The sequence below is a fragment of the Sphingobium ummariense RL-3 genome (genome assembly GCF_000447205.1).
Taxonomy (GTDB): domain Bacteria; phylum Pseudomonadota; class Alphaproteobacteria; order Sphingomonadales; family Sphingomonadaceae; genus Sphingobium; species Sphingobium ummariense.
Map to the genome: position 1 here is coordinate 37,799 of NZ_AUWY01000022.1, position 14,079 is coordinate 51,877.

12 protein-coding genes and 1 pseudogene are annotated in these 14,079 nt (G+C 65.2%); 3 read left to right on the forward strand and 10 right to left on the reverse strand.

Features of this window, described 5'->3' with window-relative positions; translation table 11 throughout:
- Positions 1–39 precede the first annotated feature (39 nt).
- The 3 genes from M529_RS26540 to M529_RS26550 are packed head-to-tail and all read right to left on the reverse strand — an operon-like array spanning position 40 to position 2,844.
- Entirely contained in the window at positions 40–1,110 is a 1,071-nt protein-coding gene (locus M529_RS26540; RefSeq protein ID WP_021316314.1) for an alpha/beta hydrolase, read from the reverse strand.
- Between the two features lie 38 nt (positions 1,111–1,148).
- A complete protein-coding gene (locus M529_RS26545) occupies positions 1,149–2,177 on the reverse strand; it encodes a cupin-like domain-containing protein (RefSeq protein ID WP_031294102.1) in 1,029 nt (342 codons plus the stop codon).
- Complete coding sequence (locus M529_RS26550) at positions 2,167–2,844, reverse strand: SapC family protein (protein ID WP_021316316.1); 678 nt, start codon at positions 2,842–2,844, stop codon at positions 2,167–2,169. Before M529_RS26550 ends, M529_RS26545 begins: the two co-directional genes overlap by 11 nt.
- 311 nt (positions 2,845–3,155) lie before the next feature.
- Between M529_RS26550 and M529_RS26555 the strand changes: the two genes are divergently transcribed.
- The 3 genes from M529_RS26555 to M529_RS26565 all read left to right on the forward strand — a co-directional run bounded on the left by M529_RS26555 (position 3,156) and on the right by M529_RS26565 (position 8,969).
- Positions 3,156–6,035: a TonB-dependent receptor gene (locus M529_RS26555; RefSeq protein ID WP_021316317.1), complete on the forward strand. Its 2,880-nt coding sequence runs from the start codon at positions 3,156–3,158 to the stop codon at positions 6,033–6,035.
- A gap of 70 nt (positions 6,036–6,105) precedes the next feature.
- Positions 6,106–7,650 carry a tryptophan halogenase family protein gene (locus tag M529_RS26560; protein ID WP_021316318.1) on the forward strand — a complete coding sequence of 515 codons (1,545 nt, stop codon included), beginning with the start codon at positions 6,106–6,108 and terminating at the stop codon, positions 7,648–7,650.
- A 206-nt stretch (positions 7,651–7,856) separates the two neighbouring features.
- The gene (locus M529_RS26565; protein ID WP_021316319.1) at positions 7,857–8,969 is read left to right on the forward strand and encodes a glycoside hydrolase family 43 protein; all 1,113 of its coding nucleotides are present in this window, start codon (positions 7,857–7,859) and stop codon (positions 8,967–8,969) included.
- A 144-nt stretch (positions 8,970–9,113) separates the two neighbouring features.
- Here M529_RS26565 and M529_RS0124015 read toward each other — a convergent pair whose 3' ends face one another.
- The 7 genes and pseudogenes from M529_RS0124015 to argF all read right to left on the reverse strand — a co-directional run bounded on the left by M529_RS0124015 (position 9,114) and on the right by argF (position 14,067).
- Positions 9,114–9,686: a M23 family metallopeptidase gene (locus M529_RS0124015; protein ID WP_021316320.1), complete on the reverse strand. Its 573-nt coding sequence runs from the start codon at positions 9,684–9,686 to the stop codon at positions 9,114–9,116.
- 176 nt (positions 9,687–9,862) lie between these two features.
- Positions 9,863–10,057, reverse strand: a pseudogene (locus tag M529_RS48005) (transposase); the annotation flags it as partial.
- Positions 10,058–10,167: 110 nt separating this feature from the next.
- Positions 10,168–10,815 (reverse strand): 7-carboxy-7-deazaguanine synthase, encoded by a 648-nt coding sequence (gene queE / locus M529_RS26570; protein WP_021316322.1) that lies wholly within the window; start codon positions 10,813–10,815, stop codon positions 10,168–10,170.
- Positions 10,816–10,826: 11 nt separating this feature from the next.
- Positions 10,827–11,522: a 7-cyano-7-deazaguanine synthase QueC gene (gene queC / locus M529_RS26575; protein WP_021316323.1), complete on the reverse strand. Its 696-nt coding sequence runs from the start codon at positions 11,520–11,522 to the stop codon at positions 10,827–10,829.
- Positions 11,523–11,569: 47 nt separating this feature from the next.
- Positions 11,570–11,959: a DUF3617 domain-containing protein gene (locus M529_RS26580; RefSeq protein ID WP_021316324.1), complete on the reverse strand. Its 390-nt coding sequence runs from the start codon at positions 11,957–11,959 to the stop codon at positions 11,570–11,572.
- A 157-nt stretch (positions 11,960–12,116) separates the two neighbouring features.
- Positions 12,117–13,016 carry an Hsp33 family molecular chaperone HslO gene (hslO, locus tag M529_RS26585; RefSeq protein ID WP_021316325.1) on the reverse strand — a complete coding sequence of 300 codons (900 nt, stop codon included), beginning with the start codon at positions 13,014–13,016 and terminating at the stop codon, positions 12,117–12,119.
- A gap of 118 nt (positions 13,017–13,134) precedes the next feature.
- Positions 13,135–14,067, reverse strand: coding sequence for an ornithine carbamoyltransferase (gene argF / locus M529_RS26590; RefSeq protein WP_021316326.1), 933 nt, complete (start codon positions 14,065–14,067; stop codon positions 13,135–13,137).
- Between the last annotated feature and the right edge of the window lie 12 nt (positions 14,068–14,079).

A 14,079-nucleotide genomic window follows, 5' to 3' on the forward strand; every position in this document is an offset into this window, starting at 1 on the left:
TAGGTAGCGCTACCATCGCCCGTCCGATGGCAGCCTCTCTTATTTGGCAGGTGCGAAGGACAAATGCTGGGAGAAGAAGGGCAGAACCTTGTCTTGGAAACGGAAGGCGACGCGGTTGGTATGGTCGCCCTCATAGATCTCGAAGCTGTTCGCAATCCTGTAGCTGTCCAGCACCTCGTGCAGCCGGGTCGCGTCGCCCCTCAGCCCGTCCTTGTCGCCTACATCAATGGCAATCGCCCGATATTGCCGCAGGTTACCGACATATTGGTCGACGAAAGCGAGCGGCGCATTGGCCGACCATTTTGCGAGCACCTCGGGCTGAACCTGGCCATCCTTCACAGGCAGGTCGACATAGAGCGGCGGCTTGGCGGGATTGGGCGACCAGGCGGCGGCCGAAGCCAATTGCGCGCGCAGGAAGAAGGGCAGGCTCGCCGACTCCGCGGGTGAAGTGATCTTCTCCAGCGCTTCCAGACCCTTGGGGTCCATATTGCCGGCGGTCCGCGGCGACAGACAGCAGGGGCTCATCATGTAGATCGCGCCGAAGGTCTCCGGATATTTCATACCGATCCGGCTGGTCCCGTACCCGCCCATCGAGTGGCCGGCCAGCCCCCGGCTCGTCCGGTCGGCGATCGTGCGATAATGGCCGTCGATATAGCGGACCAAGTCGCGCGCGATGAAGGTCTCGAAATCGCCCGTCGTGACCGAGCGCGAATACATCGACCCGTTATGCACCGTCTTCGAATCGGGCAGGACGATGATCATTTCCTGCGTCCCCTTGGCAAAGGCTGATTCGATCGTCTGCGGCACATGGATTTCCTTCGTCCACTGTTCCGCACCGATGGAATAGCCATGCAGCGCATAGAGCACCGGATAGCGGCGGCGCGGGTTGGACGCATAGCTGGGCGGCAGCACCACCAGCACGTCGCGGTCCGCGCTTTCTCCTTCCAGATTTCCGGCGATTGTCGGCGCGTGCACCTTGATCTTCTGAACCGTCACCGGCTTCGCGCCGGGAACCGCGGGCGGTGTCTCGGTCCCCGCCTGGGCCCAGGCGGACGGCGCCCCCGACAGCAGCATCATAGCCGTCAGCGATGCAAACAGACGTGGTGACATGGCACGCTACTCCCTTCGTTTCTTATGAAATTTCCTTCTCAGGCGCCGCGCAGCAAGCGCATCGCCCAGGCCCTTATGCGTCCGTAATTTCCCTGCCCGAGCGGCCCCAGCACTCCATGCTTCTCCGGCGACAGGTGCGCGAGCGGATGGCCCTCGGGCCGAAAGACATAATGGTCGAAATAGGCGCGCCACGCCTGCCTTTCGGCCTCGGGCCGTTCGGCGATGGCGATCATGGACAGCAGCATCGTGGGAAAGGGCACATCCGGGCCCGCCGCGAACGCATCCCACCAGTAATTCGCCAGCACGTTGAAGGGCGCCGTGGCTTCCACCTGATGCCACCAGAGCTTGGGCAAGTACAAGGCATCGCCAGGCTCCAGATCGACAGTGATCGCCCGGGCAGCGGCGGCGGCGAAGCGGGGATAGCGCGGATCGCCCGGTGCGGCTCCGGCCGCCAGGCTGACGGGCTGCCCCGCCATCGTATGGTCGATCGGCCCGACATAGAGGTCGGCGATCGCGTCGGGCGGATACAGCGTGAAGCGCCGCCGCCCCGCAATGACGCAGGCCAGATTGTCGTAAGTGTCGAAATGGCAGGCGATGGTCGACGCATTGCCCATCCAGATGCGCGGCCGCATATGGGGCGCCATGGCGGCCAGGCTGTTTTCCTTGGGAAAGCGGGCCAGATACTGGTCCGTGGGCAGGGAACCCATGTAGAGCGTCTCGGTCGCGCCGTCCGCGGCATTGGCCAGGATTCGGGCGAGCGCCTGTTCCACCCGCATCGTCTCGCGCGCGAAGTTGAAGCCCTCCAGCCCCTCGCCATAATGATAGCGGCCCCCAATGGCCCGCGCACCGATGAACGCCTCGGCGATCTCGCCACCGTCCAGACCCGCCAGATAGGCGGCGCAGGCCGCATCCGAATCGGAAGCCTGGCACACCGCGGGCCAGCTGGCGCACAATCCCGCGATCAGCGTCGGTCGGCACTCGCCGGCGAGACTGCGCAGCGCCGCCGGATCCGAGAGCGCACCCGCCTCGACTCTGTCGATCTCCGGCATCCCCGCCTCAGACCGCATCCGCCAGCCGCTGGTTCCTCTTCCGCGCCAGCAAGGGAATATGCTGCAGGGAGGCAATCATGACGTAGGCCAGCTGCAGATGTCCGGAGCGGAACAGCGCCAGCGCCGCTGCATCGTCCAATTCGCTCAGCGTATCCAGGCCGATGGAATAGAGCCCATCTAGCGACATCCGTTCGCCGTCATCGAATCGCAGGCTGATGTCGATCGGCTCGATCAGCCGGTGCTCCAGCAGCGCGGCGATGAAGGCTTCCGATTCGGCGCTACCCCGGACCAGCTGGCCCAGCGCGCGCTGGACCCGTTGCAGGCTGAGGGAAGGCGTACCGTCAGATTCGAAAAGCGGGGAATCGCCGTCATCGCCGAAGCGCGGATGGTTGCGATCGATCGCAATATTCTCGCCAGCGGTGAAAAAACCCTCCCGCACCATTTCCAGCGGCCAGAAGGCATCGGGTGCGACCGCGTCGGTAAGGATTTCCTCGGGCCGGAAACCCAGCATCAGCCCGGCGTAAAATGCACCGGTTTCACTGTTCTTCGAAAAGAGGAGCGGACCGACGGCCGCCGCCCGGCCGAATTCAGCAGGCACAACGCGAATGAAATGATAAGGCTTGCGGCGCGTTTCCAATCGCAGGTCGCCATGCGCCCGACTGTCCAAAAGCTCGTGCACCTCCATAGCCTCTCCCCGTTTTTTCCCGTCGAAAAGGCTGTTGGCGCCCCGCCGACTGTAGCCAGCGATAGTAGTTACTTCGCTCGACCCCGCCAAGCGTCAGCATCGAAATAACGCAGACAAATCCTGCTTGCAAATGTCGCGCGATAGCGCTACCATTGCGGCATAACAGAATATCGTGGTCGGGGATGGATGCGGCGCCTGTGGCGCAAAGAAGGGAAAGGCTCCTCCTCTTCCACACACTGAACTTCGCACACGGCGCGTATGGAAGCGCCGGTGGCTTTGGCATGTTTTTCTGTGTGAACAAGGGGAGGACTATGAATAAGGTCAATCGTTCGTCCAGCGCGCGTTTCGGAAAGGAACTGCGGAGCAGGGCATCCTTGGGTGGCGCCGTGAGCCTGATCGCTCTGGCGCTGGCCGGGCCGGCCTGGGCGCAGCAGGCGGACCAGGCATCCGTCGCCGACGCCGCAACCGAGGCCGACATCGTCGTCACCGGCATCCGCGGATCGCTCCAGCGCAACCTCGACATCAAGCGCGCATCGTCGGGCGTCGTCGACGTCATCTCGGCCGAGGACATCGGCAAGTTCCCTGACTCGAACGTCGCGGCTTCGCTGCAGCGTCTGCCCGGCGTGTCGATCCAGCGCAACGGCGCCCGCGGCGAGCCGCAGGGCATCACCGTTCGGGGCTTCGGCGGCGACTTCAACGAAACGCTGATCGACGGTCGCCGCCTTTCGACCGCATCGGGCGGCCGTTCGGTCGACTTCACCACCGTCGGCGCCGACTTCGTCGGCCAGCTCGCCGTGTACAAGACGCCGGAAGTTTCGCTGTCCAGCAGCTCGATCGGTGCGACGCTCAACATCTCCTACCCCAAGCCCTTCGACAAGCCCGGCACTCGCGTCGCGCTGAGCGCTGCGGGCTCGGTTCAGGACGAGGCGGGCAAGGTTGTGCCGACCGTGGGCGGCCTCTTCAGCACCACCTTCGCCGACGACACCATGGGCATCCTGGTCGACGCCATCTACACCCGTCGCGACACCCAGACCAATCGCGTCTACGTGTCGGGGTGGCAGGGCGGCCGCTATCGCCCCTGCCAGCTGACCGCCGCCTGCACGGCCGCCGAACTGGCCGCGCCCGGCACGATCGTTGGCTGGTATCAGCAGCAATATGGCGCCGATCAGCGCTATACCAAGGACGAGCGCATCGATGGCCGCGTGGCCTTCCAGTGGCAGCCGTCCGATGACGTGGTGCTGACCATCGACGACAATTATTCGCGTCAGAAGGTCACCACCGACATTGACGGCTTCGGCGTCTGGTTCAACCAGGGCGATCTTCGCAACGTCGTGCTGGACAGCAACGGAACGACCACCAATTTCATCCAGGCCGGAACGCCGACCGACTTCACCGCCGGCACCGACAAGAATATCCTCGAAACCAACCAGGTCGGCCTCAACATCAAGTGGGATGCCACCGAGAACCTGCAGATCGATGCCGATGCCAGCTATTCCAAGAGCCGACTGAATCCGGATGGTCAGGTCAGCAGCGAAGGCGCGGATATCGGCTATGGCGGCCTTCTGGGCACTTCGCTGGGCGTTAAGGTCACCGGTAACAGCAAGGATTCCTTCCCGGAATTCACCACCTACGGCCCGGCCGGAAACCAGGCGCGCTGGACTGATCAGTCGATCATCGGCTCGCACGTGACCGTTCGCACGGCTCAGCAGAACAGCGACGAGATCAAGCAGTTCCGCTTGGGCGCGACCTGGAAGCAGGACGATCTGACCATCAAGGTCGGCGCGCGCTACATGGAAGACGAGTTCTCGCTGCAGAACCGCAACACCTTCGCCAACAACTATTGGCAGGCCTATGCCGGGTACGGGGCGCCCTCGGGCCGCAGCACCGGCGTTCCCATCCCGGCAAGCCTGATCCAGGGCACCATCAGCACCAAGGACTGGCTCCCCGGCTTCTCCGGCAATCTGCCGCCTGTGCTGCTGAACTATGATGCCAGGACTTATTCCAAGTATCTGGAAAGCCTGTGGACCGGCCCGAATACGCCGGGCTACAACAACGGCTGCTGTACCGGCTTCAATGGCACGATCGATCTCGCGCTCGATCCCGGCAGCGTGCAGAACATCTTGGAAAAGTCGTGGTCCGCTTGGATCAGCGCGAACTTCAAGACCGAGATTGCCGGCATGCCGTTCCACTTCAATGCCGGCGGTCGCGAGGAAATCACGAAGGTCATTTCTTCCGGCATCGGTCGCGTACCGATCAGCATCACCGGAAGCACCGCGGACCCGACGCTGCTCACCGTGGCGTTCTCCGATCCGCAGCCCGTGACAGAAAGCAGCAGCTATTCCTACTTCCTGCCCGCACTGGACATGAAGCTGGAGCTGACCGACACCCTGCATCTGCGGTTCGATGCTTCCCGGACCCTCACCCGTCCGCGCCTCGACTATCTGGGGCCGGTGCTGAACGTGGGTGCGGGACAACGTGTCGGCGCCTTGACCGCGACGGGTAACAATCCGTTCCTGAAGCCTTATCTGGCGGACAATTTCGACCTCGGCATGGAATGGTATTATCAGCGCAACTCCTATGCTGCGGTGAATCTGTTCCTGAAGGACGTGTCCAACTTCATCGTGGCCGGTACGCAGCGTCAGACCATCAACGGCGTCATCGATCCGACGACTGGTCAGCCTGCGATCTTCACCGTGTCGGCGCGCGTCAACGGGCCGGATGCCACGGTCAAGGGTATCGAACTGGCGTGGCAGCACGTGTTCGGCGACAGCGGCTTCGGCTTCAACGCCAACGCCACCTTCGTCGAAACCAACAAGCCCTATGACAGCAGCGATCTGTCGCAGTCTGGCTTCGCGGTTACCGGTCTTGCCAACTCGGCGAACCTGGTCGCCTTCTACGACAAGAACGGCTTTGAGTTCCGTACTGCGGTCAACTGGCGCGACAAGTATCTGCTCCAGTTCGGCCAGGCCCAGAACAACTCGGCCTTCGGTGCGGAACCCACCTTCGTGAACTCGGCGCTTCAGATCGACCTCAGCACCAATATCCGGCTGACCGATCAGATCAGCGTCTTTGGCGAAGCGCTCAACGTGACGAACGAGACCTACAGCACCCATGGCCGGTTCTCGAACCAGCTGCTGGACGTCTACGGCTACGGCCGCCGCTTCACCGCGGGCGTTCGCTACCGCTTCTAACCTTTCTCTCCACCTTGGGGATGTCAGCCGGCGGTTGACATCCCCATATTTTTGAGAACTTCTAACCCTTATGACCCATCCTGTGCGGCATATCGTCATTGTGGGCGGCGGCACGGCCGGATGGCTGACCGCGGGCGTCATCGCCGCGAAGCACAAGAGCCGGATGCCCGGCGGCTTCACCGTGACGCTGGTCGAATCCCCCAATACCCCCATCATCGGCGTGGGCGAAGGCACCTGGCCGACGCTGCGCACCACCCTTTCCCGCATGGGCGTATCCGAAACCGCCTTCTTCCGCGAATGCGACGCATCGTTCAAGCAGGGCGCGCGCTTCGCTCGCTGGACGACCGGCGAGGCGGACGACGCCTATTATCACCCGCTGGTGCTTCCCCAGTCCTTCGGCCAGGTCAACCTGGCGCCCCACTGGCTGGCGCGAAACGATGATCTCAGCTTCTGCGACGCGGTCTGCGCCCAGGGCAAGATCTGCGACGACGGCCTGGCGCCCAAGACCATGGCGACGGCCGAGTTCGACGCGCTCGCCAACTATGCCTATCATCTCGACGCCGGGAAATTCGCCGGCTTCCTGCAGCGCCATTGCTGCGAGACGCTGGGCGTGCGCCATATCCTCGCCGATGTCGAGCAGGTCGTGCTCAAGGAGGATGGCGACATCGCCAGCCTGACCACCGCGCAGGCCGGCACGATCGAGGGCGACCTGTTCGTCGACTGCACCGGCTTCCGCGCGCTGCTGATCGGCGAAGCGATGGGCGTGCCGTTCCGCGAATGCAGCGACGTGCTGTTCTGCGACACGGCGCTGGCCATGCAGGTGCCCTATGGCGATCCCGACGATCCGATCGCCAGCCAGACGATCTCCACCGCGCAGAGCGCTGGATGGATCTGGGACATCGGCCTGCCGACGCGGCGCGGCATCGGTCATGTCTATTCCAGCAATCATATCTCCGACGAAGAAGCGGAGCGGGAGCTGCGCGCCTATATCGGCCCGGCCGCCGAGAAGCTTTCCGCGCGCAAGATCAAGATCCACGCCGGGCACCGGGAAACCTTCTGGAAGCGCAACTGCGTCGCCGTCGGCCTCGCCGCCGGTTTCCTGGAGCCGCTCGAAGCCTCCGCGATCGTCCTGATCGAACTGTCGGCCAAGCTGATCGCCGAGCAGATGCCGGCCCGCCGCGAGGTGATGGACATCGTCGCCTCGCGCTTCAACGCGACGACCCATTATCGCTGGGGCCGGATCATCGACTTCCTGAAGCTGCACTATGTGCTGACAAAGCGGACTGACAGCGATTTCTGGCGCGACAATGTCCGGCCGGAGACCATTCCCGATCGGCTTCAGGAACTGATGCAGCTCTGGCGCTACCAGTCGCCCTGGTTCCATGACGAATTCGACCGGGTGGAGGAGGTCTTCCCGCCCGCCAGCTACCAATATGTGCTTTACGGCATGGGCTTCCGCACCGAGGTGGAACCCGAGGCGCTGGGTGGCGACGCCCGCCTGGCGGAGCGGGCGATGCGGGAGAATGCGGCGCAGACCGAGAAGCTGCGCGCCGGACTGCCCAAGCATCGCGACCTGATCAACCGGATCGTGGAGCGGGGATTGCAGCCGGTCTGACCGGCGCGACATGGAGAGCGACCCGGACGGTTGTTTCGCCTTTCCGGCCCCGTGGTTGCGCTACCATCATTCCGCGGCAGAGCACTTCCCTTTCCCGGTAAAATCGCCATTTTACACGTCCAGGCGATTGCCACTCGCTTATGATAGCGCTACTCAATCGCCTCCCATGCCGAGGGCATGGCAGGATTTGGAGAGGAGCAGACAGGATGAAGGGCCCGACCATGAAACTGGCGTCCGTGGCGCTGCTGGCGCTGGCGCTTGGCGGCTGCCAGGGAGGCGAAGGCAACCAGTCGGCCGCGAATGCGGCGAACGGCGCCGAACCCCGCTCGCCCGACGGCCGCCGTTATCTCTCGCAGCCGCTGGTCAAGGACATCTACACCGCCGACCCGTCGGCGCATGTGTGGAACGGCAAGATCTACGTCTACCCCAGCCACGACATCGACGGCCCGACCCCGGAAGACGATCTCGGCGCGCATTTCGAAATGCGCGACTATCGCATCCTGTCGATGGACAAGATCGGCGGGCCGGTAACCGTCGGCCCGGTCGCGCTCGACGTGAAGGACGTGCCCTGGGCCGACAAGCAGATGTGGGCGCCCGACGCCGCGAAGAAGGGCGACACCTACTATCTCTACTTCCCCGCCAAGGACAAGCAGGGCGCCTTCCGCATCGGCGTCGCCACGTCCAAGGACCCGATGGGCCCGTTCAAGGCCCAGCCGCAGCCGATCAAGGGCAGCTTCTCGATCGATCCGGCGGTGTTCACCGACACCGACGGGCAGAGCTACATGTATTTCGGCGGCATCTGGGGCGGCCAGCTCCAGCGCAACCTCAGCGGCAAATATGACCCCAACGGGTCCAAGACCGACCTCGGCCAGGACGACAAGCCCGCTATCGCTCCGCGCGTCGCCAAGATGAGCGGCGACATGCTGGAATTCGCCGAAACCCCGCGCGAAATCCAGATCGTCGACGACAAGGGCAAACCGCTGCTGGGCGGAGACCATGACCGCCGCTTCTTCGAGGCGTCATGGATGCACAAATATAACGGCAAATATTATTTCAGCTATTCGACCGGCGACACGCATTATCTGGTCTATGCGATCGGCGACAGCCCCTACGGTCCCTTCACCTACAAGGGCCGCATCCTGGAGCCGGTGGAAGGCTGGACGACCCATCATTCGATCGTCGAATGGGGCGGCAAATGGTGGCTCTTCTACGCCGACAGCCAGCTTTCGGGCCAGACCCGCCTGCGCAACGTGAAGGTCACCGAGCTGCACTACAATCCCGACGGCACGATCAAGACGATCGATCCGTTCGTGAAGTGAGGGCCGCGTTCCCGGCCTGAGGCCGGGGCGCAGGCGCTTCAGCGCAATGAAGGAGGGTGTCCCGCTCTTGCTGGCGTGACACCCCTCCACCACTTCGCGGTTCCCCTCCCCTGCAAAGGGAGGATTTGGTTCAACCAGTATCCCTCACGGCATGGCGACGGCGTCGCCGTCGGGAAGCTCCGGCACGGCAGGATTCCTCCTCCCTTCATCCCGGGCTCGGGCGAAGGCGGAGCGATGCGGTTCCTGGGGAAGCACCCTTGCCGCTGTCCCCCACGCCGGCGGGACACGCGACGCCGGCAGATCCATATAGGGAAGCGGGTCGACCGGCCGCCCGGCGATCCAATATTCGAAATGCAGGTGGCTTCCGGTCGAGCGGCCGGTGGAGCCCACCAGCCCCAGCACCTCTTGCGCGGCGACCGCCTCGCCCTCCCCCGCGAGCAAGCGGGAGAGATGCGCATAGCGGGTCCGGCTGCCGTCGGGATGCTGAAGCTCGATCATCAGGCCGTAGCCGCCCCGGAGCCCGGCGAAACGCACCACGCCGCCGGCGGCGGCGCGGACCGGCGTGCCGGCCGGGCTCGGCAGGTCGATGCCGCTGTGCATCAGATGGCGGCCGTCGATGGGATCGACCCGATAACCGAACGGCGATGAAAGCCGGGGCGCTGCGCCGGCCATCGCCGGCAGAGTCAGCAGCGCGCTCCAGAAAAGCAGGTTCCGCATGCGCACCAGACGGCGACGATGGGGCCGGGCCGTACCAGGGCGATGGCGAGCCATCCCCGCGGATGACCGGTTGCCGCCAGAGGCTGTGTCGAAACGCCGCGGGGTTGGATGCCGTGGGCCAGGCATTCCGTTGGTCGGTGCGGGCGGACACCTGGGAAATCCGCGACCGGTCGGGTCCGGATTGCAGCGATGAGGGGTTGGATGCCCATGATCTGGATCATCCGCTTCCTGTTGTAGGCGAGCACGCAAAGGCTCATCTCGGTTCAGACGTTCCTGAGCGTTTTGGTCAGGAAATGCGTGCTTCCCATCCAGGACTTGAGCGTGCCGAACGCATGCTCGACGGTCCGGCGCCGGACGCCCATGGCATCGGGGCAGCGCACGACATCGGTCCTTCGATACGCCATTTCGACAAGCTCAGTGGCTACTCAGGACGAACGGAGGTTATGGCCACTCCCCACCCAGACCTGCTGTCGTGCGCCGGCTACCGCAATCCGAGATATTTATGCGCCTGCACCGTCAGTCGCCAGCGCGGCCGCGCCATGACGACATCGATGGCGGCCCGCGCATTGTCCGCGGCGTGGGGATCGTCCAGCGGCTGGATCAGGAAATGGTCGAAGGCCCAGCCCTCCATCGCCGCCAGGTCGTCCGGGCCGTGCCCGACGCCGGGCTGCGGCCAGACCAGCTTCAGCTCGTCGCCGCGGGTCTGGACCACCGTGCTGCCCGCCTTGGGGCTGACGCATACCCAGTCGATGCCGGGATGGACCGGCAAGGTGCCGTTGCTCTCGATCGCGATGGTGAACCCGCGCGCGTGCAGCGCCTCGACCAGCGCATCGTCGACCTGAAGCATGGGCTCGCCGCCGGTCAGCACGATGTAGCGCCCCTCCCCGCCCTCGCCCCAGAAGCCGAGCGCGGCATCCGCCAGCGCTGCAGCATCGGCGAACCTGCCGCCGCCCAGGCCGTCGGTCCCGACGAAATCCGTGTCGCAGAAGCGGCAGATCGCACTCGCCCGGTCCTGCTCCCGGCCGCTCCACAGGTTGCAGCCGGCAAAGCGCAGGAAGACCGCGCGCCGCCCCGCCTGCACCCCTTCGCCCTGCAGGGTCAGGAACATCTCCTTGACCGCGTAGCTCATAATCCGCCCCGTCAGGGCCTGGTGGCGTAGACGGTGGGATCGGGCAGGCCCGCTTCATCGAAGCCCTTGGCGCGCAGGCGGCAGCTGTCACACAGGCCGCAATGCCGCCCATCGGGCGTCGGATCGTAGCAGGACCAGCTCATCCCCGCATCCAGCCCCAACCGATGCGCCTCGCGCACGATGTCGGCCTTGCTCATATGCTGGAGCGGCGCGTTGATCCGCACCGGATGCCCTTCCACGCCCGCCTTGGTGGCGAGCGCCGCCATCTTCTGGAATGCGTCGATGAACTCCGGCCGGCAGTCGGGATAGCCCGAATAGTCGAGCGCGTTGACGCCGATGAAGATGTCCTGCGCGCCCGCCACCTCGGCCAGGCCAAGGGTCAGCGACAGGAAGACCGTGTTGCGCGCCGGCACATAGGTAATGGGGATCTCCGCCCCCACACCGCCCTTCGGCACGGCGATGTCGGCGGTCAGCGCCGATCCGCCAAAGGCGCGCAGGTCGAGCGGCAGCACGATGTGACGGATCGCGTTGAGCGCGGTCGCGACGCGACCCGCCGCCCGCAGTTCCAGCCGGTGGCGCTGGTTGTAGTCGATGGACAGGGCGAGGACGCGAAAACCCGCTTCGCGCGCCAGCCCGCCGGCGACCATGGAGTCGAGCCCGCCCGAAAGCAGGACGACGGCGAATTTACCTTCATTATTGGCGGCCATGGGGTCGCGCTACGCCTCCGGGCGCTGCAGCGCAAGACCGCGCGCCCTCAGCGGCATGCACCGATCCTGCGGCCTTCCACCTCGACGGAAAAAGGTGCGCCGCCCGCGATGCCCTGGGTCCGGATCTGCACCAGCCGGGGGGTTTCGATGCGGATGTCGGTGCGTCCGTTGCCGGCGGCGGCGCAGTCATAAGTGACGCTGCCGGCTTCGGCGGCGTCGCTGACCACGAAATCGCGGCAGCTGCCCGCCGGATGACGCAGGTGCAGGAACTGCCGCATGTCCTGCACGCACAGCCGGCGCATGCTCGTCTCGCCGCGTTCGTGCAGCTCCCATTCGCCGGCCTCCAGCTGGCCGAGCGCCGTCAGCGACGGCGCCTGCACGGCGCCCGCCCATCCTGCTGTCATCATCGCGGCGGTGGCGCCCAGCGCGCGCAGCATTGCCCTGTTCATCGTCGTCGCAGCCCCCGCTTGCTCAGGAAAGTCGCCGACGACATGCCGACACATGCCATCCGGTCGATCATGCTGTCGCACATGATTGCGGCATTTTGATAGCAAGGAACGGACGAACCTGCCCCAATTGCCGCGTTGCAGCACGTCAGGCGAAGCTGTCGAGCGCGACGGGGAACAGGCGCGAACAGAAGGCGCAATCGACGCCGATGATGCCCTTCTCGTCCGCCATCTCCGCCCGCTCCTCCGCCGAGAAACGCCCGATGACGCCGCGGATGTGGGACAGGTCGCAGCGGCAGCCCTTGCTCAGCGGCACCGGATCGGTGACCCGCACTTCCTCTTCCTCGTGAAACAGCCGCCAGACGATGTCGGTCAACGGCAGCGTCCCGTCGGTCAGTTCCCCGTCCTTCAGCGTCGCCGCCAGCGCCTGCACATGCTCCCATTCGGGGTGGTCGTGGCGAACGTGCAGCCGCTCGCGGCCGACCTCGCCCTCGGGCAGGTGCTGGAGCAGCAGCCCGGCGGCCATGCATCGGCCATCCGCGCCATGGCTGGTCGCGATCTGCAGGACGCTGGGGATCTGTTCCGACTGGAAAAAATAATGCTCGGCCGCCTTGGCGAGCGAATCGCCTTCCAGCGGGACGATGCCCTGATAGCGCTCGCCCGTGACCGCCTGGTCGAAGGTGATCGCCAGATAGCCCTTGCCGAACAGGCCGAACAGCGTGGGGTCGGACCCGACCTCCGCCAGTCGGTCGGCATCGAACTGCGCGTAGCCGCGCACCTCGCCGCCCTTGTAGTCGGCGACCAGCAGGCTGACGGCGCCATTTTCGGTCTGCGCCTGCAGCGTCAGCTGCCCGCCGGCATCCTTGAGCGTGCTGCCGAGCAACGCCGCGAGCACCAGCGCGGAGGACAGCAGCCGCTCGATCACCGGCGGATAGGCGTGGGCGGCCAGCACCTCGTCCAGCACCGGTCCCAGCCGGACGACCCGGCCGCGCGCATTGCGGGAAGGAATGGTGAAGCCGAGGGCCTGGTCGATGGTGGGGGAAATCACGGCGCGTCCTTTGTTCCGTTCGGACCGAGCCTGCCGAAGGCCCCTTCTCCATGAAAGAGGAACAGGGTCTTCGACAGGCGCGGGACGAACGTCTGTCGTGGAAAGACGCGGATATAGGTCAGGCGGACAGCTTTCCAAGCGCCCAGAGCAGCACCGACTTCTGGGCGTGGATGCGGTTTTCCGCCTCGTCCCAGATCAGCGACTGCGGCCCGTCGATCACTTCCGTCACCACTTCCTCGCCGCGATGGGCTGGCAGGCAGTGGAGGAAATTGGCGCCGGGCTTGGCCTGCGCCATCAGCGCGGGCGTCACCTGATAGGGCATCATCGCCGCCAGCTTCTCCTCCGCATGGGCCTGGCCCATGGAGATCCAGGTGTCGGTGACGACGACATCCGCCCCGGCCACTGCCTCCACCGGATCGCGGGTCAGGATGATGCGCGATCCCGCAGCCTGGGCGGCCGCAGCGAAGGCGGGATCGGGATCATAGCCTTGCGGCACGCCGATGCGCACGTCGAACTTCATCAGGCCCGCCGCCTCGATGATCGAATGCAGCACATTGTTGCCGTCGCCCAGCCACGCCCACTGGCTGCCCGGCAGCGCCAGCCCATGCTCCACCACGGTCAGCAGGTCGGCGACGATCTGGCAGGGATGCGACAGGTCGGTGAGGCCGTTGATGACCGGCACCGTAGCATATTGCGCCATCTCCTCGATCTTCGCATGATCATCGGTGCGGATCATGATCGCGTCGCACATGCGGCTGAGCACGCGCGCGGTGTCGGCGACGGTCTCGCCCCGGCCGAGCTGGCTGGTCGCGCCGTCCAGGATCAGCGACGTGCCGCCGAGCTGGCGGACCGCCATGTCGAACGACACGCGAGTCCGCGTCGAATTCTTCTCGAAGATCATCGCCAGCGTGTGGCCGGCGAGCGGCGCGTCGGCATCGGCGCGCCCCTTGGGCAGGCCCGCCCGCGCCGCCTTCCGGTCGATGGCGTCGGCAATCATCGCGGCGATCGCGTCGCCGCCCGCGTCGGTAAGATTCAGGAAATGCTTGGTCATTTGGGAACGTCC